The organism is Bacillus sp. FSL K6-0255, assembly GCF_045040725.1.
Classification (GTDB): Bacteria; Bacillota; Bacilli; order Bacillales; family Bacillaceae; genus Bacillus; species Bacillus subtilis.
In genome coordinates this window covers 3,697,620-3,718,681 of sequence record NZ_CP150278.1, presented here as the reverse complement: position 1 = coordinate 3,718,681, position 21,062 = coordinate 3,697,620, and the positions used below count along the sequence as shown (strand labels likewise).

At 46.3% G+C, this 21,062-nt stretch carries 19 protein-coding genes and 1 pseudogene; 13 read left to right on the top strand and 7 right to left on the bottom strand.

Annotated elements, in window-relative coordinates; translation table 11 throughout:
• Positions 1–9: 9 nt before the first annotated feature.
• From albA to sboA, 3 genes are read right to left on the bottom strand one after another with little or no spacing between them, the layout of a single operon-like run.
• Positions 10–1,356 carry a subtilosin maturase AlbA gene (gene albA / locus MHB62_RS19385; RefSeq protein ID WP_032722691.1) on the bottom strand — a complete coding sequence of 449 codons (1,347 nt, stop codon included), beginning with the start codon at positions 1,354–1,356 and terminating at the stop codon, positions 10–12.
• 24 nt (positions 1,357–1,380) lie between these two features.
• Entirely contained in the window at positions 1,381–1,533 is a 153-nt protein-coding gene (gene sboX, locus MHB62_RS19380) for a bacteriocin-like protein SboX (protein WP_010886632.1), read from the bottom strand.
• A complete protein-coding gene (gene sboA, locus MHB62_RS19375) occupies positions 1,490–1,621 on the bottom strand; it encodes a subtilosin A (RefSeq protein WP_003222002.1) in 132 nt (43 codons plus the stop codon). The genes sboX and sboA overlap by 44 nt, the downstream gene beginning before the upstream one ends.
• 311 nt (positions 1,622–1,932) lie before the next feature.
• Here sboA and MHB62_RS19370 point away from each other — a divergent pair, with 311 nt between their 5' ends.
• From MHB62_RS19370 to fnr, 4 genes are all read left to right on the top strand, one after another.
• Positions 1,933–2,361, top strand: a complete 429-nt coding sequence (locus MHB62_RS19370; protein ID WP_003243604.1) for a DUF1934 domain-containing protein — start codon at positions 1,933–1,935, stop codon at positions 2,359–2,361.
• Positions 2,358–4,028 carry an arginine--tRNA ligase gene (gene argS / locus MHB62_RS19365; protein WP_015250994.1) on the top strand — a complete coding sequence of 557 codons (1,671 nt, stop codon included), beginning with the start codon at positions 2,358–2,360 and terminating at the stop codon, positions 4,026–4,028. Before MHB62_RS19370 ends, argS begins: the two co-directional genes overlap by 4 nt.
• Positions 4,029–4,163: 135 nt before the next feature.
• Positions 4,164–5,351, top strand: a complete 1,188-nt coding sequence (narK, locus tag MHB62_RS19360) for a nitrate transporter NarK (RefSeq protein WP_032722689.1) — start codon at positions 4,164–4,166, stop codon at positions 5,349–5,351.
• Between the two features lie 98 nt (positions 5,352–5,449).
• A complete protein-coding gene (gene fnr, locus MHB62_RS19355; protein ID WP_003227573.1) occupies positions 5,450–6,166 on the top strand; it encodes a fumarate/nitrate reduction transcriptional regulator Fnr in 717 nt (238 codons plus the stop codon).
• A 31-nt stretch (positions 6,167–6,197) separates the two neighbouring features.
• Here the strand turns inward: fnr and MHB62_RS19350 are convergent, their stop codons facing one another.
• Positions 6,198–6,917 (bottom strand): YwiC-like family protein, encoded by a 720-nt coding sequence (locus MHB62_RS19350; protein WP_003243773.1) that lies wholly within the window; start codon positions 6,915–6,917, stop codon positions 6,198–6,200.
• 143 nt (positions 6,918–7,060) lie between these two features.
• Here MHB62_RS19350 and arfM point away from each other — a divergent pair, with 143 nt between their 5' ends.
• From arfM to MHB62_RS19305, 9 genes and pseudogenes are all read left to right on the top strand, one after another.
• Positions 7,061–7,537 carry a Crp/Fnr family transcriptional regulator ArfM gene (gene arfM, locus MHB62_RS19345; protein ID WP_003243032.1) on the top strand — a complete coding sequence of 159 codons (477 nt, stop codon included), beginning with the start codon at positions 7,061–7,063 and terminating at the stop codon, positions 7,535–7,537.
• A 195-nt stretch (positions 7,538–7,732) separates the two neighbouring features.
• Positions 7,733–11,419, top strand: coding sequence for a nitrate reductase subunit alpha (locus MHB62_RS19340; protein WP_032722688.1), 3,687 nt, complete (start codon positions 7,733–7,735; stop codon positions 11,417–11,419).
• Positions 11,409–12,872 carry a nitrate reductase subunit beta gene (gene narH, locus MHB62_RS19335; RefSeq protein ID WP_019712381.1) on the top strand — a complete coding sequence of 488 codons (1,464 nt, stop codon included), beginning with the start codon at positions 11,409–11,411 and terminating at the stop codon, positions 12,870–12,872. The genes MHB62_RS19340 and narH overlap by 11 nt, the downstream gene beginning before the upstream one ends.
• A 25-nt stretch (positions 12,873–12,897) precedes the next feature.
• Entirely contained in the window at positions 12,898–13,452 is a 555-nt protein-coding gene (narJ, locus tag MHB62_RS19330; protein ID WP_003227586.1) for a nitrate reductase molybdenum cofactor assembly chaperone, read from the top strand.
• Complete coding sequence (gene narI, locus MHB62_RS19325; protein WP_003227587.1) at positions 13,449–14,120, top strand: respiratory nitrate reductase subunit gamma; 672 nt, start codon at positions 13,449–13,451, stop codon at positions 14,118–14,120. Before narJ ends, narI begins: the two co-directional genes overlap by 4 nt.
• 143 nt (positions 14,121–14,263) lie before the next feature.
• Positions 14,264–14,481, top strand: a pseudogene (locus tag MHB62_RS19320) (YitT family protein); the annotation flags it as partial.
• Positions 14,482–14,611: 130 nt separating this feature from the next.
• Positions 14,612–16,114 (top strand): cardiolipin synthase, encoded by a 1,503-nt coding sequence (cls, locus tag MHB62_RS19315; protein WP_003227591.1) that lies wholly within the window; start codon positions 14,612–14,614, stop codon positions 16,112–16,114.
• 88 nt (positions 16,115–16,202) lie between these two features.
• Positions 16,203–17,930, top strand: a complete 1,728-nt coding sequence (locus tag MHB62_RS19310) for an ABC transporter ATP-binding protein (protein WP_003227593.1) — start codon at positions 16,203–16,205, stop codon at positions 17,928–17,930.
• A gap of 9 nt (positions 17,931–17,939) precedes the next feature.
• Positions 17,940–18,464, top strand: a complete 525-nt coding sequence (locus MHB62_RS19305; RefSeq protein WP_003227595.1) for a dihydrofolate reductase family protein — start codon at positions 17,940–17,942, stop codon at positions 18,462–18,464.
• Positions 18,465–18,505: 41 nt separating this feature from the next.
• Here the strand turns inward: MHB62_RS19305 and MHB62_RS19300 are convergent, their stop codons facing one another.
• The 3 genes from MHB62_RS19300 to cls (MHB62_RS19290) all read right to left on the bottom strand — a co-directional run bounded on the left by MHB62_RS19300 (position 18,506) and on the right by cls (MHB62_RS19290) (position 21,030).
• Complete coding sequence (locus tag MHB62_RS19300) at positions 18,506–18,778, bottom strand: hypothetical protein (protein WP_003227597.1); 273 nt, start codon at positions 18,776–18,778, stop codon at positions 18,506–18,508.
• 80 nt (positions 18,779–18,858) lie between these two features.
• Complete coding sequence (uvsE, locus tag MHB62_RS19295; protein WP_003227599.1) at positions 18,859–19,821, bottom strand: UV DNA damage repair endonuclease UvsE; 963 nt, start codon at positions 19,819–19,821, stop codon at positions 18,859–18,861.
• A gap of 12 nt (positions 19,822–19,833) precedes the next feature.
• Positions 19,834–21,030 (bottom strand): cardiolipin synthase, encoded by a 1,197-nt coding sequence (gene cls, locus MHB62_RS19290; protein WP_032722687.1) that lies wholly within the window; start codon positions 21,028–21,030, stop codon positions 19,834–19,836.
• Positions 21,031–21,062 lie beyond the last annotated feature (32 nt).

Genomic DNA, 21,062 nt, shown 5'->3' with positions numbered 1-21,062 from the left:
GTTTCCCTCCTAAATAAGCTGGACCACGTCTTCTAATTGTTCATTTTTCGCCCAAGAGCAAATGTTTTTTCGGTGATATTTGTTAGAGTTCAGCCCTTTTAAGTAACAGCCTCCGCAATAGCCGCTGAACGGGCATTTGTCTTTCATGCAATGTTCGCTGAACCGCGGCGCCTGCGCTTGCCACAGTTTATGGACGAGAGGGGAGTTAAAGATGCTTTCATAGGAATCATGAAAAATATTTCCCAATGAAAATTCCTTTGGAAAGAGGGCGCATGGACGTACTTCGCCGAACGGGCTGATCACAATGGACTTCCAGCCAGCGCCGCAATTTGCCGCGCGTTTTCTCTCATAGGGAATAATCGGAATCAGATCTTTAAACTCATCAATCACATTTTGCTCGTATTCCATAAATTTGCGGTGCTGCTCGGCGTCTTTCGTTGGATGGACAATATCTCTGCCTCTTCCGAAATCATCAACCCAATTGTAAGAAAACGCCTTCGCCCCGAGATCCCGAACCTTTTGGGCCATATCGTGGATTTCCCACATGTTTTTTTCGAAGACAGACATGGCGACTCTGACAAATATACCGTGGTCACTCAACAATTTTATCGTTTTACAAGTTTGGGCAAAAGAGCCTTTTCTCCCTCTAAAGGAGTCATGGACCTCGGAATTGACACTATCAAGAGAAATGCCGACGATGATTTTTTGCTTGTAAGTCTTCAAAAGCTCCAGGCTCTCTTTTCGCATGAGTGTTCCGTTTGTTAAGACAGCGACTTTTTTGAACTTTTTACACACATAGTCAAGAATCTCATTGGCGTTTGGATGGACAAAAATTTCTCCGCCTGTGATTTCGCATGTCAATACACCGTTATCAAACAGCATATCAGCCGTTTTTTTGAATTGCTCAATCGACACGGTGCCGAGCGCTTCAGGTGAGCTTTCCAAATAACAGTGGGCGCATTTCAAATTACAGCGGTGCGTCAGTTCAAAGGTGGCGTGCAGGGGCATCGGAAATTCATTGCTTCCGCTCGTGGTGATGGTATGGCGGCTGGCCCGGTTTCCAAACTGGATCACCTGCTTGTTCTGGAGCATGTTGAGCATGTCGTAATACCAATCTTTATGGTCTTCCGGTGATTCATCATACACTGCACATTGCTCAGCTAAAATCTGCTCAGCTGTTTTTTGGCCATCCATGCGCATGCAGAGCTCGTAAGCCGTTTTGTTAAGATCCAAATACTCAAAGTCAGAAATGGAGACATTATCGCGCAAGTAGTCGATTTCTAACACGCCGCCCTCAGGAAGCTGGTGAACTCTTACACTTTCATTAATAAATGGAAACATCTGCTCTATAAACAAAATACCATCCCCTATACATATGATTCAAATGAAAAACGGTTGTGTATGTATATCCAAGAGGTAGATTTTAGTTAAAAATTGTAATTTACTTAAAAAGGGCATAGTAGAATGACTATGCCCTTTTGGGAGATCCTTACCCCCATAGACCGAATAGACCTGTTGCACCGGCAATTTCAAAATCAGGGATAGGACCGTCCACTAGACAAGCGGCTCCGATCGAGCATGTTGCACAACCTTTGTTTTCTACAATGACAGCTTTTTTCATAATTGAATCCTCCCTTTTTTGTTTTTCTAGCAGATCTATGTTGTACTTTTATCTTAAAACTATCAAATTACTAATTCAATACATATAATTTGAAAAAAATGTGAAAAGAAAATGATAGATTTCGGAAAAATGTAACATTTCCTAAAGGTAATTAGTGATATGATTTTCTCTTCTATATAAGGAAATGCTTTTTATGAGGTTTATCTTCAAATCTGATGAGCAATGATGGTAAGATAGAAGCAGTTGAAGTTTACAAACCGAATGATTATACTATTCAAGTCAAAGTGGAATGATGAAAAGGACGTGTCAGAATGAAGCAAGAGACACCGATAACACTCCATGTGAAGTCTGTGATCGAGGATGACGGAAACCAAGAAGTCATCGAATTCCGCACCACCGGATTTTACTATGTAAAACAAAATAAAGTGTATCTATCTTATTATGAAGAACACGACTTAGGCAAAGTCAAAACGATTGTGAAAGTAAGCGAAGGCGAAGTCCTGGTCATGAGGTCAGGCGCTGTCAAAATGAATCAGCGTTTCGTAACGGGAGCTTCCACAATTGCTAAATATAAAATGTCATTTGGTGAGCTTGAGCTGAAAACAAGCACAAAATCGATTCAATCTGATCTCGATGAAGAAAAAGGCCGTATCAGCATCGCATATGACATGCATGTCGGAGACGAGCAGGAGCATTTACATAATATGACGATCACGTATGAGGGAGGAACTCACGCATGAACATTGCGGAACAAATGAAGGACGTGCTGAAAGAAGAAATTAAAGCGGCCGTTCTGAAAGCGGGACTGGCTGAAGAAAGCCAGATTCCCAATGTTGTTTTAGAAACACCGAAAGATAAAACACACGGCGACTACTCAACGAATATGGCGATGCAGCTGGCAAGAGTGGCAAAAAAAGCGCCGCGCCAAATCGCTGAAGAGATTGTCGCCCATTTTGATAAAGGAAAGGCTTCGATTGAAAAACTGGATATCGCCGGCCCGGGTTTTATCAATTTCTATATGAACAATCAATATTTAACAAAGCTGATTCCGTCTGTACTGGAAGCAGGGGAAGCATACGGGGAAACGAACATCGGAAACGGTGAACGAGTTCAGGTAGAATTCGTATCAGCGAATCCGACGGGAGACCTTCACCTCGGGCATGCGCGCGGGGCGGCTGTCGGCGATTCCTTGTGCAACGTGCTTTCAAAAGCGGGTTACGATGTAAGCCGCGAATACTACATTAACGATGCGGGAAACCAAATCAACAATCTGGCGCTTTCTGTTGAAGTCCGTTACTTTGAAGCGCTCGGATTGGAAAAACCGATGCCGGAGGATGGCTACCGCGGCGAGGATATCATTGCGATCGGAAAGCGTCTCGCTGAGGAATACGGTGACCGTTTCGTTAACGAAGAGGAAAGTGAACGCCTCGCGTTTTTCCGTGAATACGGCCTGAAATACGAGCTGGACAAGCTTCGCAAGGACTTGGAAAACTTCCGTGTGCCGTTTGATGTGTGGTATTCCGAAACTTCACTGTACCAAAATGGAAAAATCGACACGGCGCTTGAAGCGCTCCGCGAAAAAGGCCATGTCTATGAAGAAGACGGCGCGACTTGGTTCCGTTCCACGACGTTCGGCGATGATAAAGACCGCGTATTGATCAAGAAGGACGGCACGTACACGTACCTGCTTCCTGATATCGCGTATCATAAGGACAAGCTTGACCGCGGCTTTGATAAGCTGATCAACGTTTGGGGCGCCGATCACCACGGCTACATCCCGCGTATGAAAGCGGCAATTGAAGCGCTGGGCTATGAAAAAGGAACGCTTGAAGTAGAAATCATTCAGCTCGTTCACCTTTACAAAAACGGCGAGAAAATGAAAATGAGCAAACGGACCGGTAAAGCCGTAACGATGCGTGACCTGATAGAAGAAGTCGGCTTGGATGCCGTTCGTTACTTCTTTGCGATGCGAAGTGCGGACACCCATATGGATTTTGACTTAGATCTTGCTGTATCAACATCTAACGAAAACCCTGTGTATTATGCACAATACGCGCATGCCCGTATTTGCAGCATGCTTCGCCAAGGGGAAGAGCAGGGACTTAAACCGGCGGCAGATCTTGATTTCAGCCATATTCAATCAGAAAAAGAATACGATCTGCTGAAAACGATCGGCGGCTTCCCAGAGGCAGTGGCGGAAGCAGCGGAAAAACGAATTCCGCACCGTGTCACAAACTATATTTATGATCTGGCTTCTGCTCTGCACAGCTTCTACAACGCAGAGAAAGTCATCGACCCTGAAAATGAAGAGAAAAGCCGCGCGCGCCTGGCTTTAATGAAGGCAACGCAAATTACGCTGAACAATGCGCTTCAGCTGATCGGCGTATCGGCTCCGGAAAAAATGTAATTACGATCAAAAGGACAAAGTCTTCGGGCTTTGTCCTTTTTTTATGAGAAAAACGTGTGATGTAATTCACAATCCTGTTTGCCGAGTTTTTGTATGATAAGACTGATTATTGAATCATTGAAAGGGGCAAGCCAAATGATCAACCGTCAACACATTCAATTATCGTTACAGTCATTAAGCTTGGTGGCAGGGTTTATGGTTTGGGTGCTGATTTCATCACTCATTTCCCAAATCACATTAGATATTCATTTAAGCAAGGGTGAGATTTCTTTGGTGACGGCAATTCCTGTGATCCTCGGGTCGCTTCTCCGCATTCCTTTAGGGTATTTAACGAACAGGTTTGGCGCGCGGCTCATGTTTATGGTCAGCTTCATCTTGCTTTTATTTCCTGTATTTTGGATCAGTATCGCGGATTCTCTGTTTGATTTAATCGCAGGCGGCTTTTTCTTAGGGATCGGGGGAGCGGTGTTTTCCATTGGGGTGACCTCCCTCCCGAAATATTATCCGAAAGAAAAGCACGGTGTCGTCAATGGGATTTACGGTGCAGGAAATATCGGGACAGCCGTTACGACATTTGCAGCGCCGATTATCGCTCAAGCCGTCGGGTGGAAATCAACCGTGCAAATGTATCTGATTTTGCTGGCTGTCTTTGCCTTACTGCACGTATTGTTTGGCGACAGGCATGAGAAGAAGGTCAAAGTTTCTGTTAAGACTCAAATCAAAGCTGTTTACCGAAATCATGTGCTATGGTTTCTGAGCCTGTTTTATTTTATTACGTTCGGTGCCTTTGTCGCCTTCACTATCTATCTGCCTAACTTTCTGGTGGAGCATTTTGGGCTGAATCCTGCAGATGCCGGCTTGCGGACGGCTGGCTTTATTGCGGTTTCTACGCTGCTCAGGCCTGCGGGCGGATTCCTGGCTGATAAAATAAGCCCGCTCCGCATCTTGATGTTTGTTTTTGCCGGGCTTACATTATCAGGCATTATCCTATCGTTCTCGCCGACAATCGGCCTTTATACGTTTGGATCATTAACCGTGGCCGTCTGCTCAGGCATAGGAAACGGAACTGTTTTTAAACTGGTGCCTTTCTATTTTTCGAAGCAAGCGGGGATTGCCAATGGGATTGTGTCTGCCATGGGCGGTTTAGGCGGCTTTTTTCCTCCGCTCATATTGGCGAGTGTATTTCAGGCAACAGGCCAGTACGCGATCGGGTTTATGGCGCTTTCAGAGGTGGCGTTAGCCAGTTTTGTCCTTGTCATATGGATGTATTGGCAGGAAAGAATGAAAACACACACGGAGAGAAACAGCCAGAGCATCAACTAACACTGGGGCATTCACAAGATTGTTAGTTTTTTCTCGATGGGTACAAATCAATTCACGTTACAATAAACACACAACGTGACTTTCTTCGAGGTGAGCTCATGAATTTTCTCTCTGTTCGACCATCTGATAGTGATCTTATATCCAGCGATCTGCATGAATTGCTGGAATCGATCAGCACGAAAAGAAAAATGGAAAAACACACGTATTTGTTTCGAGAAGGAATGGATGCAGAAGAGCTTTATCTGATTCAATCAGGACTCATTGAAATCGGCAAGCTGACATCTGACGGAAAAGACCTGACGCTTAGAATCTGCCAAAAGCATGATATCGTCGGAGAATTAACACTTTTCACTGAAGAACCAAGGTATATGCTCAGTGCAAAAGTGTTAGAGGATGGCGAGGTGCTCGTCATTAATAAAAATAAGCTGGAAAAAGAATTAATCCAAAATGGCGCTTTGACATTTGAGTTCATGAAATGGATGAGCACGCACCTCCGGAAGATTCAGTCCAAAATCAGGGATCTGCTTCTTCATGGCAAAAAGGGGGCGCTCTATTCCACCCTTATCCGTTTATCAAACAGCTACGGAGTGGAGCGAAGCGACGGCATTCTGATTAACATTGTCCTGACAAATCAGGATTTGGCAAAGTTTTGCGCGGCTGCACGGGAAAGCGTCAATCGTATGCTCGGAGATCTCCGCAAAAAAGGGGTTATTTCGATAGACGAATCCGGAAAAATTATTTTGCACAAGCGGGACTATTTACGATGTGAGATTGAGTGTGAAAATTGCCCGCTGGAGATTTGCAATATTGACTGAAAAAAACAAGGACAGCGGTGTCCTTGTTTTTTTACCTTGTGATAAACAGGCACATGACGGCAAGAAAGAAGCAGGCATTCACGATTTCCAGAATGCCAATCGTTTTTACGGGCCAATCCCTTCCATGAAAAAACCATGCCCGCAAGCTGCTCGGGATAAAAGCGAGAAACGCCCATCCTGCTCCGAAAAGAGCGGATAAAAAGGGGAGCAGCAGGTGATATCCCCATGACCAGTATGCAAATGCCCTGTTTTTTCTCTCGCGGATCACCGATTTCACATAAAAGGAACTCCCGATAAAAAATAAAGCAGACTGCAAGAAAATAAACCAAGCCCAGCCGTCAAGGGTTCCCATCCCCAGCCAGCAGCTCGCAAACCCGCCCGAACAAAAGAACAAGACACCTGCAACATCATTCAATAAGGCTCGTTCGTTTTTTCTGCGGGCAAAATACATATGTATGAGAAACAGCGGCAGTAAAGAAACGCCCACCCAGATGAGAGGCGGCTTATGAAAGACCGAGATCATCAAAAAGCAGCAGGTGGGAAAACCGTAATAACACATCCACTTTTGATATGGTTTGCTTTGTTTCTTTTTTAAGGCAAGCGTAACGGGATAAACCGCTAAGTATAGGAAAAGCCAACCAAGGAAGAGCGGAATATGCCAAATAACGGGGCCTCCCTTGACCATGCCGAGTAAAAATGGGATCAGCAGCATCGCCCACGCCCCGTGCTGCTTCGGAATCAGCGCCTTCATCGAAATCCTCCTTTTTTCTTTCATTATAAATGCATTCACCCTCCTGATAAGTGACATTCATCATACAGGCTGTGAAATACATCACTGCTGTACAGGCTCAGTCGAGCTACACTAAAGCTATCCTTAGCACAGGAGGTTTTCCTATGAATCAGTGTGACTATTTATTATTTCTGAAACAACTTCCTATGTTTAATGAAGTGCCTCTATCCATTGTCGAAACCTTGCTGAAAAACGGCACGTTTATCCGCGGTTCATGTGATCAGTCTCCATCTTTTCTTCATTCTCAATCTGTTTATATTGTATTAAAAGGCAGTGTCCGTTTTATGGACACAAGGCTCCCTGAAGGGTCGAAAACCGTTGCGCTGTGGGAAAAAGGCGATGTGTTTCCGATTGATGAAAAAGGCGGGCTTTATTTATCGCCCTTTATCTCAGTCAATGCCACTTCAGACATTCTGATTCTCAACATCCCATATTACATATTTAAGAAAATGATGTCTTATCATCCGCAGCTGCAAATGAACTTTTTGGCTATGCTTCAGCAAAATGTTTTTTGTTCCTATCAATTATTTTTGCGGTATCTGCATACATCACAGGATGAAAACGCTGAGCCCGGTTCTTAAATAGAGCCGGTTTTTTTTGATCTTTGAATGAAAGGCAGCTAATGACCCAAGCGTCCTGCCTGAACGCAGCCTTCCTTCTCCTTTGTGTGAACATTTTGTGAAAAAAGCAGAGTGTGTGACATAGTTCACAAGGAAACACGCTGTCTCTGTTTATAGTGAACTTAGCATCACCTGACTCGGAAGGAGTGAACTCTCATGAAGAAAAAGAAAAGGAGTCCGTTGTTTAGGAGATTGAATTATTTCTCTCCTATCGAACACCATTCAAATAAACATAGCCAAACCACCCGCGACGATCGCGATTGGGAGAATGTATACAGAAACAGATGGCAGTACGACAAAGTCGTTCGCTCCACCCACGGCGTTAACTGTACAGGGTCTTGCAGCTGGAATATTTATGTGAAAAACGGAATTGTCACGTGGGAAGGGCAAAATTTGAATTATCCATCAACAGGCCCGGATATGCCTGATTTTGAACCGAGAGGCTGCCCGCGGGGGGCCAGTTTTTCATGGTATATCTACAGCCCGCTGCGTGTGAAATATCCATACGTGCGCGGTGTACTGATTAATTTATGGCGGGAGGCACTGCAAGAACATCAAAATCCATTGGAAGCCTGGAAATCGATCGTCAAAAACCCTGAAAAAGCGAAGTCCTATAAACAGGCGAGAGGGAAAGGCGGTTTTGTGCGCGCTGAATGGCCGGAGGTGCTGAAGCTGATTTCAGCCTCTCTGCTGTATACAGTGATGAAATACGGGCCTGACAGAAACGTCGGTTTTTCTCCGATTCCGGCCATGTCCATGATCAGCCATGCATCAGGCTCCCGGTTTATGTCGTTAATCGGAGGCCCTATGCTCAGTTTTTATGACTGGTATGCGGATCTTCCTCCGGCATCCCCGCAAATTTGGGGTGACCAGACGGACGTTCCGGAAAGCAGTGATTGGTACAATTCCGGCTATATCATCACATGGGGCTCCAACGTTCCGTTAACGAGAACGCCTGACGCGCATTTTTTGGCGGAGGCCCGCTATAAAGGCGCTAAGGTCATTTCGATCAGTCCGGATTTTGCGGAATCCTCAAAGTTCGCGGATGACTGGCTGAGTATTCGCCAAGGGACTGACGGGGCGCTTGCGATGGCGATGGGTCACGTCATTCTGCAGGAATTTTACGTGAACCAAGAAACTGAACGTTTTATTGAGTACGCGAAGCAATACACTGATTTTCCATTTCTCGTCACCCTGTCAAAAGAAAATGGCGTATACACAGCGGGACGGTTTCTGCATGCGAAGGACATCGGGCGGAAGACAAAGCATGATCAGTGGAAGCCTGCGGTTTGGGATGAACAGACAAGTTCATTTGCCATACCCCAAGGGACAATGGGCTCGCGCTGGGACGGGCAGCAGAAATGGAACCTGCACATGATTGATGAAGAAACCGGGGAACCGATTGAACCCCGTCTCTCTGTGCTGGGAATAGAGGACGAAATCGGCACGGTGCGCATCCCGTATTTTTCAAATGACGGAAACAAAGTGCTCGAGCGGGATCTTCCTATTAAAAAAATGAACCTGAACGGTGAAGAAACGTACATCACGACCGTGTTTGACTTGATACTGGCTAACTACGGCGTGAACCGGGGTATCGGCGAACGATCGGCTGTCTCCTATGATGATCCTGAGCCGTTTACGCCTGCCTGGCAGGAACAAATGACAGGAATCAAAAAAGAAGCTGTCGTTAAGATTGCCAGAGAGTTTGCCCAAAATGCGATCGATACAGACGGCCGGTCCATGATTATCGTAGGGGCCGGCATTAACCACTGGTTCAACTCCGACACGATCTACCGAGCGGTGTTAAATCTTGTTTTACTTGTAGGCGCCCAAGGCGTAAACGGCGGAGGCTGGGCCCATTACGTGGGGCAGGAAAAGCTCCGACCTGCTGAAGGGTGGCAGACGATTGCAACTGCAAAGGACTGGGAAGGCGTGCCCAAGCTGCAAAATGGCACCTCATTTTTCTACTTTGCGACAGATCAGTGGCGTTATGAGGACCAGCCGATCAGTGATTTGGCATCACCGATTGCTGCTTCATCCCGCTACAAGCACCACGCTGATTACAATGTGCTGGCGGCGCGGCTGGGGTGGCTTCCGTCTTACCCGACTTTCAATCAAAATGGCATCGATCTGTATAAAGAAGCTGAAAAAGCAGGGGCAGCAACACCTGAAGACGTTGGTGCGTACGTGGCCTCACAGCTCCAAGAGAAAAAACTGAAATTCGCGATTGAAGATCCTGACAATGAAGTGAATTTCCCAAGGAATCTCTTTGTATGGCGGGCAAATCTGATCTCAAGCTCAGGAAAAGGGCATGAATATTTTCTCAAGCATTTGCTGGGGACAACGAACGGTTTAATGAATGACGACAGCGACAGCATCCGCCCAGAAGAAATCAAATGGCGGGAGCAGGCGCCGGAAGGAAAGCTCGACTTATTAATCAATCTTGATTTTCGAATGGCGGGTACGGCGCTGTATTCCGATATCGTGCTGCCGGCGGCGACATGGTATGAAAAACACGATCTCAGCAGCACAGATATGCATCCGTTCATTCATCCATTTGCTCCGGCGATCTCAGCTCCGTGGGAATCGAAGTCAGACTGGGATATTTTCAAGGCGCTGTCAAAAGCCGTTTCCGATCTGGCAGAAGAAGTCAATATGGAGCCGGTGAAAGAAGTGGTTGCGACGCCGCTCCTCCACGACACCATGCAGGAATTGGCCCAGCCATTCGGCAAAATCAATGACTGGAGCAAGGGCGAATGTGAAGCCATTCCGGGAAAAACGATGCCGAACATCCAAGTCGTTGAACGGGATTACAAACACATTTTTCATAAAATGACCGCACTCGGTCCTAACGCTGCTTTAAAGCCGAGCGGAACAAAAGGGATGAGCTGGTCAATAGCCGATGAATATGAATCACTCAAACAGAGACTGGGAGAAATCACCTCAGACAGCGTGGCAAAGGGATGTCCAAATATAAGTGAAGCAAAGCAGGCGGCAGAAGCGGTTTTAACCCTATCATCCACTTCGAATGGAAAGGTCGCCGTAAAAGCATGGGAATCACTTGAAAACATCACAAACCTGAAGCTGAAAGACCTGGCGGAAGAGCGCGAGGAAGAATGCTTTACGTTCGAACAAATTACAGCCCAGCCGAAAACGGTTATCACGTCTCCGGCATTTACCGGCTCTGAAAAAGGAGGCCGCAGGTATTCGCCGTTTACAACGAATGTTGAAAAATTAATTCCGTGGCGGACGCTGACAGGCAGACAAACCTATTATGTCGATCATGAACTGATGATGGAATTCGGTGAAACGATGGCGACATTCAAACCGATCCTCCAGCATCGCCCGTTTCTGAGCAAGCGGCCTGATCAAGAGGGAAAAGAAATCGTCCTCAATTATTTGACGCCGCATAATAAATGGTCTGTCCACAGCATGTATTTTGATTCTCTGCCGATGCTGACGCTGTTCCGCGGCGGGCCGACCGTGTGGATGAATAAAGATGATGCAGAGGACACGGATATCAAAGACAACGATTGGATTGAATGCTTCAACCGAAACGGTGTTGTCGTCGCAAGAGCGGTTTTGTCTCATCGGATTCCTAAAGGAATGGCGTTTATGCACCATGCCCAGGACCGCCACATCAACGTGCCAGGCACAAAGCTGACGAATAACCGCGGAGGCACCCATAACAGCCCGACAAGGATTCACGTCAAGCCGACACAGATGATCGGTGGCTACGCCCAGCTCAGCTACGGCTTTAACTATTACGGTCCAACGGGGAATCAGCGCGACCTGAACGTCGTCATCCGCAAGCTGAAGGAGGTCGATTGGCTTGAAGATTAAAGCGCAAATCGGTATGGTCATGAACTTGGATAAATGCATCGGCTGCCACACGTGCAGCGTCACTTGCAAAAACACGTGGACAAACCGTTCCGGTGCGGAATATATGTACTTCAATAATGTAGAAACAAAGCCGGGCATCGGCTACCCGAAGCAATGGGAGGACCAGGACAAATATAAAGGCGGCTGGACATTGAAAAAAGGAAAGCTCGAGCTGAAATCGGGCTCGAAAACCAATCGGCTTGCAGGCCTTTTCTATAATCCGAATCAGCCGTCAATTGATGATTACTATGAACCTTGGAACTATGATTATGAAACATTAACGAACAGCCCGCAGAAAAAACACCAGCCGGTAGCACGCCCGAAATCGTCCTTGACGGGGGATTTCATGAATATCGAATGGGGACCGAACTGGGAGGATGATCTCGCGGGCGGCCACATAACGGGACTTGAAGATCCCAACGTACAAAAGATGGAGGAATCGATCAAAACAGAATTCGATGAGGTTTTTATGATGTATTTGCCCCGTATTTGCGAGCACTGCATCAACCCGGCGTGCGTCTCATCCTGTCCATCCGGCGCCATGTACAAACGCGAGGAGGACGGCATTGTGCTTGTGGATCAAAACGCATGCCGTTCATGGAGATATTGCGTCTCATCCTGTCCTTATAAAAAAGTCTATTTTAACTGGCAAACGAACAAAGCGGAAAAATGCACACTCTGCTTTCCGCGTTTGGAGGCGGGACTGCCAACCATCTGCTCTGAGACGTGTGTTGGCAGAATCCGCTACCTCGGCGTCATGCTGTATGACGCGGACAAAGTGGAGGAAGCGGCATCTGTTGAAAATGAAAAGGATCTCTATCATTCCCAATTGGACGTTTTTCTTGATCCAAATGATCCTGAGGTTGCCAAACTGGCAAAAGAACAAGGCATTCCGGCTGAATGGATAGAGGCTGCGCAGCAATCGCCGATCTATAAAATGATCATTGACTGGAAGATTGCGCTGCCGCTTCACCCAGAGTACCGCACGCTGCCAATGGTGTGGTACATTCCGCCGCTCAGTCCGATTATGAATCTCTTTGAAGGAAAAGGCAGCCGGCAATCCGCAGAAGATATTTTTCCGGCTATCGACCAAATGAGAATCCCGATTGATTATTTGGCGCAGCTGTTAACAGCCGGTGATACGGATCATATTCGGTCAACGTTGAAGAAAATGTCTGTCATGCGCCAGTATATGAGAGCGATCCAGACGAATAAATCAATCGACCCGGAACTGGTCTCCAGTGTCGGCTTAACAGAACAGCAAATTGAAGATATGTATCGGCTGCTTGCGATTGCCAAATATGATGACCGCTTTGTGATACCGAGCAGTCATCGAGAAGAAGTTTCAGATTTATATGCTGAACAAGGGAGCTGCGGCTTATCATTTTCAGGCGGCCCCGGCTCCTGTTTCTAACTTTTGATAAATGAGGTGTAACAAGATGAACACCACAGACCGGCAAATGACGTTCTCCGCTCTTTCCTCTCTTCTCTCTTATCCGGATGAAGAGTGGAGAGCCGAGATTCCCGATTGGAAGGCTCTTATCCATGAAATCAGCAACCGGCAAATCCGGGAGAAGCTGCTGCACTTTTTCGAGGCGTCAGCCAGCTTTTCACCGGAAGCGCTGATTGAACACTATGTCTATACGTTCGACTTTGGGAAAAAAACAAATATGTATGTCACCTACTTTAACTCGGGCGAGCAAAGGGAACGCGGCATTGAATTGCTGCATTTAAAAAACGCATACGAGCAATCCGGTTTCCTGCCGACAGAGAAAGAGCTGCCTGATTATCTGCCGCTGATGCTGGAATTTGCTGCGGCTGCAGAAATTGAAGCAGCGAGAAGCGTGTTTGAGAAATATCTGTCCAATGTGAGGGAGCTGGCATCCCGTCTCGAAAAAAATGACAGTATATACGCTGAACTGCTGCACGTGCTGCTGGCCGCGCTTGAAAACATTGGCGTACGTGAAAGCGTTGAAGGGGCTGTTCAGGCATGAGCGGGCAGATCCTCTGGGGTATTATGCCATACATTGTATTGACAATCTTTATCGGCGGCCATATTTACCGCTATCAGCATGACCAATTTGGCTGGACGGCGAAATCAAGCGAGATGTTAGAAAAGAAAAAACTCGCCGCGGGCAGCACACTTTTTCACTGGGGACTGCTGTGCGTTGTCGGTGGGCATGTCATGGGGATTCTGATCCCGGAAGGCGTGTATGCTTCCCTTGGCATTTCAGAGCATATGTATCACAAAATGGCCATTGGCGCTGGCTTGCCGGCGGGCATTGCGGCATGTACCGGACTTGTCATCCTGACGTACAGAAGGCTGTTTGACAAAAGGATCCGCAAAACGAGCTCGCCGTCCGATATCCTTACGCTCCTCCTGCTGCTGTTTATGATGCTGTCAGGCGTTGCGGCCACGTTTCTCAACATTGATTCGAAAGGATTTGATTACCGGACCACAGTCGGGCCGTGGTTCAGGGAAATCGTTTTGTTCAGGCCTGACGCCTCTTTGATGGAGAGTGTCCCGCTATGGTTTAAGTTTCATATTGTGATAGGCTACGTCGTTTTTATCCTGTGGCCGTTTACAAGATTGGTTCATGTGTTCAGTCTGCCGCTCAAGTATCTGACCCGCAGCTACGTTGTATATCGGAAACGCTCGTGAAAATCCCCCTTGCAAGAGGGGGTTTTTTCTGCCAAGGTAATGGCTGGGCGGCCGGGAATCCTGGAAATAACATCAAGAATAAAACGGATTTTACTCATTTTAAACCGGCGGAACAGCAGATTATGACTCAGCCTGACTAACTCCTTATTTTCTTTCTGATCAATATCCCGTTTTATGTATTTTCTCTCATCAGAATGGGTATCAAATTTACTCTATCCACCGTATTTGCAGTCACAGCGCCGCCTCTTTTTCGGCGCGTGCCGGAGTGCTGAGCGGGTTCGGCCTGCCGTTCATGTTGTAGCATCAGGCTTCACTCGGCGTTGTCAATAGTCTTGCTTTATTTCTGCAGAAACGATGCGGATGAACCCCTTGACAATTAGTTTTCTCTAAACCTCTCCTCCTTTGGCGGAGAGGTTTTTTGCTTACAAGGTTTATCGATTAGAAAAAAGAGGTAATACAGAGGTAATTGAATCAGATTGGAGAGAATCAGGATGCTGAAAAGGAGACTGGAATTTTTCTTTTTATATATGATGCTCATCGGGGCATATGTCATTTGGTTTTTTCCGGTTTCCAGGCTTGAGTTTTACGGAGGATTGCTTTGCTATATAAGCATTATTTTGTTCAGCATCTATTCATTAATTCTTGAAAACCGCACCTCGCAGCACACGCTGCTATGGATCCATATTCTTGTCTTTTTTCCAATCGTCGGCTACGTGTTTTATCTGTTTTCGGGACAGCTTTATGTAAAGGGAAAGCTGTTTAAGACAAAACGAATGTACAACAGGGAAAAGCTCAGGAAGCTGTTTGACAAGGAGGAAACGCCCGAAGTGACAGGGCTGAAGGACAATCAAGAGAGGTTCTTTACATATTCCATCAGGGCTGCCCATATGAATATCAATACGAAAAGCAACATCAAAGTGCTGAAAAACGGCGAAGAAACCTTCCCGGACATTTTCAAAGCAATGAGAAAAGCGGAATCTTACATACATATTGAATACTACATGTTTAAATCAGACATGCTCGGACGCGGCATGATGGATATTATGATGGAGAAAGCGCGCCAGGGTGTCGAGGTGAGGTTTTTATACGATGCGGCAGGAAGCATGAAGCTGGCAAGAAGAGATATTATGAGAATGGAACAAGCGGGGGTGGACATCGTCCCGTTTTCTCCGCTGAAATACGGGTTTTTCAACCAGAAGCTGAATTTCAGAAATCACCGAAAAATCGTGATCATCGATGGGAAAACCGGTTTTGTGGGCGGATTAAATGTTGGGAAGGAATATATCAGCAGAGATCCGTACATCGGATTTTGGAGAGATACACACCTGCGGCTTGAGGGGGAAATTGTGCAAACGCTCCACGCTATCTTTATGCTGGATTGGGAATATGTCTCCAATGAAGTGCTAATTGATCAAGAGGAGTACAATACCCCGGTTCCCGTGGAAGGAGGAGGCATTTATCAAATTGTCGCGACAGGCCCTGACATGAAGGAAAGCATGAGCGACCTTTATTATGAAATGATTTCTTCAGCGCAGAAATCAATATGGATCGCCACGCCCTATTTTGTCCCCAATGAATCCATTCGCACGGCGCTAAAAGCAGCGGCGACAAAGGGGGTAGAGGTAAGGGTTATGGTGCCGGAGAAGAACGACAGCTTTTTGACCCAATACGCGTCGAGGTCCTATTTCCCGGAGCTGCTCCTTGAGGGCATTGAAGTGTACTCCTACCAAAAAGGCTTCATGCATCAAAAAGTCATGATCATTGATGGCGATCTCGCCTCCGTCGGTACCGCGAATATGGACATGCGCAGCTTTCAGCTCAACTTTGAAGTGAATGTGTTCTTCACGGATGCCGAAGCGATCCGAACCCTTGAGGCCCATTTTGAAGAGGATATGCAGGAAAGTGAAAAGCTCAGCCCTGTCGGCTTTTATAAAAGAGGCGTGGCTGACCGGACAAAAGAGTCGTTTGCCCGCCTGTTTTCAGGTGTTCTGTAAGAAAAAAGAAATCTGATCTTTCAAAACAGCCCGTGTATAGTATAATTGAGAAATATTATCAGTTATTTATACATTGGGGGAAGATAGGGTGCTGCGGCAATTTTTTTCATACTATAAACCATATAAAACGTTGTTCTTTCTCGACTTTTTCTCAGCGATCGCGGGAGGTTTAATGGAGCTGAGTTTTCCTTTGATTGTTAATTATTTTATTGATACCTTGCTGCCGGGCAGGGACTGGGGGCTGATCATCGCGACCTCAATCGGGTTATTTGCGGTGTACGCGCTCAGCTCGGCTCTTCAGTATATCGTGACCTACTGGGGACACATGCTTGGTATCAATATTGAGACTGATATGAGAAAGTCGCTTTTTGACCATTTGCAAAAGCTCTCGTTCAAATTTTACGACAACAACAAGACGGGAACGCTGATGTCGAAGCTCACGAACGATTTAATGTATATCGGTGAAGTCGCCCATCACGGTCCGGAAGACTTATTCATTGCGGTCATGACCATTCTCGGGGCGTTCGGAGTGATGCTGTTTATTAACTGGCAGCTTGCTTTATTAACGTTTATCATTATGCCGATCGTCATTTGGCTAGCGCTTTATTTCAACAAAAAAATGACCAAAGCATTTACCACGCTGAACAAGGATATCGGAGACTTCAGCGCGCGTGTAGAAAATAACATCGGCGGCATCCGGCTTGTGCAGGCGTTCGGAAATGAAGCGTTTGAAAAAGAACGCTTCGCCGTCAACAACCAGCGTTTTCGTGTCACAAAGCTTTCTTCCTACAAAATCATGGCGAAAAACGGGTCAATCAGCTATATGCTGACCCGGTTTGTCACGCTGTTTGTCCTTTTGTGCGGGACGTGGTTTGTCATTCGCGGCTCCTTATCGTACGGGGAATTTGTGGCGTTTGTGCTCCTGACAAATGTGCTGTTCAGGCCTATTGACAAAATTAATGCCATTATCGAAATGTATCCGAGGGGGATCGCGGGTTTCAAAAGCTATATGGAGCTCATGGAGACAGAGCCGGACATTCAGGATTCACCTGATGCGAGAGATGTTTCCGGCCTGAAGGGCAATATCCGCTATAAACATGTTTCGTTTGGCTATGATGACCATCACAATGTCCTCAATGACATCAACCTATCCATTCAAGCGGGGGAAACGGTGGCGTTCGTCGGTCCGTCAGGTGCTGGGAAATCAACGCTTTGCAGTCTGCTTCCGCGTTTTTATGAAGCATCGGAGGGCGACATTACGATTGACGGCATCAGTATAAAAGACATGACGCTTTCTTCGTTGCGCGGGCAGATTGGCGTCGTGCAGCAGGACGTTTTCTTATTCTCGGGCACGCTTAGAGAAAATATCGCCTACGGCCGACTAGGCGCATCAGAAGAAGACATTTGGCAAGCTGTGAAGCAGGCGCATCTGGAAGAGCTCGTCCATAACATGCCCGATGGGTTGGATACTATGATTGGCGAACGCGGCGTGAAGCTTTCCGGCGGGCAAAAACAGCGTCTGTCAATTGCAAGGATGTTCTTGAAAAATCCGTCGATCTTGATTCTCGACGAAGCCACCTCAGCCCTTGATACAGAGACGGAAGCGGCGATCCAAAAGGCGCTTCAAGAGTTGTCTGAGGGGCGCACGACGCTTGTCATCGCCCACAGGCTGGCAACAATCAAAGACGCGGACAGAATTGTAGTCGTCACAAACAACGGTATTGAAGAACAAGGCCGTCATCAAGACCTGATCGAAGCCGGAGGCCTATACAGCAGGCTGCATCAAGCGCAATTCGGGCAAATGGTGCATCGATAGGAGGAGAACATGGAAAGAAAAACTGTGCTGTACATTGCTGTTTCATTGGACGGGATGATCGCAAAAGAAGATGGAAGCATCGATTGGCTGGATGAATTTGAAGGTGAAGGTGACAACGGCTACAGTGATTTTTATCAGACTGTTGATACAGTCATTTTAGGGCGGAGCACATATGAGCACGTTAAAGTGCTAACACCGGTTTTCCCGTATCAGGATAAAACCTGCTATGTTTTTACAGGATCGCCCGACAGTTATCAAGATGAACATGTGACGTTTATCAATGAGGGAGCCAGAGCCTTCACTGCCCGTTTGAAACAGGAAAAAGGCTCAAACATCTGGATAGCTGGCGGGGCAGAGCTTGTGAATGACTTTATGAAAGAAGATGCCATCGACGAATTCATCATCACTGTTATTCCCGTCGTTTTAGGAAGCGGCATCCCGCTGTTTCACGAACTAACAAATGAAACAAAACTGCGGTTAAAAGGGACAAAACAATTTGGACAAGCGGTTCAGCTCCATTATGTAAGAGCATAAGAAAAAGGATAGACAGATGTCTATCCTTTTTTGTATGTAAGTTAGAGCGCTTCTCTCTCAGCAGGCTCGATGAGATTTTGGAATTTTTCAATGAGCTGTGATGCTTTTGTTCCTTCAACTACGATCAGATATTCCTTTTCATTATGAGCCATGCGGAACGTTTCAAGCTCAATTAAGCTTTTGATTTTGCACATCGTTTTCTTTGAATAAATATAAACCTCGTGGCTTCCGGAATGGCACATTTTATAAAGATGAATCAAATTTCTTAAAGTAAAGGCCTGTGCGGCTACTTTCAGAGACTTGATATTTTTCATGATCTTTCTCCTCCATCGATTGTTGTCTTATATAGCCTAAGTTCCCAAAGCTGACAAGTCGTAAACCTATTTTTGCACATTTATGACTTCCATTGCAGCGCACCGCCCCCGATGCGTTTGACACCGCGGATGGAGCTTAATTCATCCATCAAGCGGAGAAGCGCCTTGTCTTTCTGCTTTGCTTCAATCATGAAATCAATATTAGTTCCCCATTGCCTAAAGCGTTCCAACAGTGGCAGCAAAAAGTTGGCGTCAACATAATCGGCGTGGCTGCGTATCGCTTGCTCCGATTTTGGGGAAGACAAGTGAACCTTTGGCTGAAGGCCGATCCGCTCCCACGTTTTGATCATGCGGGGCAGTGCTACATTCAGGTCGGCGTGATCGTCTGGATTGGCGTAAAAATGATGAAAGTCAAAGACAAACGGAACATCCTCCTGCTCACAGACCTGAAGCGTTTCTTCCGTTGTATATGTTTTATCATCATTTTCAAGTGTCATCCGCTCTTTGATCTCCTGCGGCAGCTGTTTTATATTTTGATGAAATTGTGCAGTGGCGGTGTCTTTATTTCCGTAAGCGCCGCCAATATGAATGTTGATAACGGAGCGATCAGCAATGCCCATGGCCTCAAGCATGCGGTAGTGATACGCCATATCTGTTACCGCATTTTTTGTGACGGATTCCTTCGGGCTCGTAAACAGAGTGAATTGATTTGGATGAAAGCTTGTTCGCAGTTGATGGGTTTTAACAAGCTCTCCAATCTCCCGAAACTCTTTTTGAAACGGTGTTACAAAATCCCACATCACGTCGGGATGCGTAGCCAGCGGCACAATCGAACTGGAAAAACGGTACAAAGGAATGCCGTGGCCGATGATATAGTGAAGGGTTCTCATCGTATTGCGCAAATTGGCTTTTGTCACAGTCAGAAGCGCTTCTTTTCTTTCAGTCTTTGAAAGCTTTGAATAACGCGCGAATGTCAATGTTTTAGCGGGAGACGCATCCCAAAGGCTCATCGCATTTGAAACGAACCCGAATCTGAAAATCATAGGAACTCTCCTTTATAAGAAATAAGATAATGCCCTGCCGAGCCATTCCGCCGGGCGCTGCCTGAATGTGCGCTTGCTGAAATCCTCCATCGTCAGCAGCTCCGACTTTTTCATATCCTCCTCAATCGTGGCATAGACTTCACTTGTAAACGCTTCGTCATCAATTTCAACATTCACCTCTTCATTTAAGAACAGGCTTCGTTTATCGAAGTTGGCTGTTCCGATAATGCTGAGATGGTCGTCTATGATGAGGGCTTTTACATGATAAAACCCTTGATAATAACGATAAATAAGACAGCCGGCATCCAAGAGCTCCGAATAATACGTAAAAGCTGCTTCTCGTACCAGTGGATGGTCTGATTTCATCGGTACAATGATTCTCACGGATACGCCGTTTTTTCTTGCGTTAATAAGGGCCTCTTGAAGCGGTTTTGATGGAATGTAATAAGGCGTGCAAACCGTAAGGCGATTCTTCGCTTGGGCAATGTTGGCCAAGTATATGTTTTCAAGGGAATAACCGTCAGTCGCATATATCTTGTGAGAAATAGTCCCTTGCTGAAGCTTTGGCCAAACATCCGAACCCAGTTGGATTCCGGTATTACGTTTTAGATCAGAAGCAAAAAGCGTTTGAAGATCATGTACGCCTTCTCCGATCATGCGCAGATGATAATCCTCCCAATTGCCGAACTTCGCTTTCTTTCCAAGATATTCTTCGGCGATATTAAACCCGCCGATATAACCGATTTTTCCGTCTATCACCGTAATCTTCCGGTGATTCCGTTTTTGCATGTGAAAAAAGAAAAAAGGAAAACGGGGACGATTCATCACATGGACATGGACGCCGGCATTTTTCATCGTCTGCAGCGCAGTTTTTTTAATTGCCCGGCAGCCCGCCCAATCCAGAAGCAAATAAACGGATACGCCAGCTTGGGCTTTTGTTTTCAGCAAGGTATACATATTGTGGCTGACCTCATCATTTTTCATAATAAAAAACATCATGTGAACAGAAGAGGCGGCCTGGCGAATATCATTCATCATCCGCTCAACGAGATCAGCGCCGCAGTGGATCAATTCGATGTCACTCTTCTTTTTTGAAAAAACAGGCTCGTACGCCTTTTTTCTGTATCCGGCACGGCCCATGAAGATATCAAGCAGAATCAAGGCAAAGAAAATAACGACAATGATCATAATCACGATAAATACCTTCATACCGGCACTCCTTTCCGTAGTAAAGGTAGTGT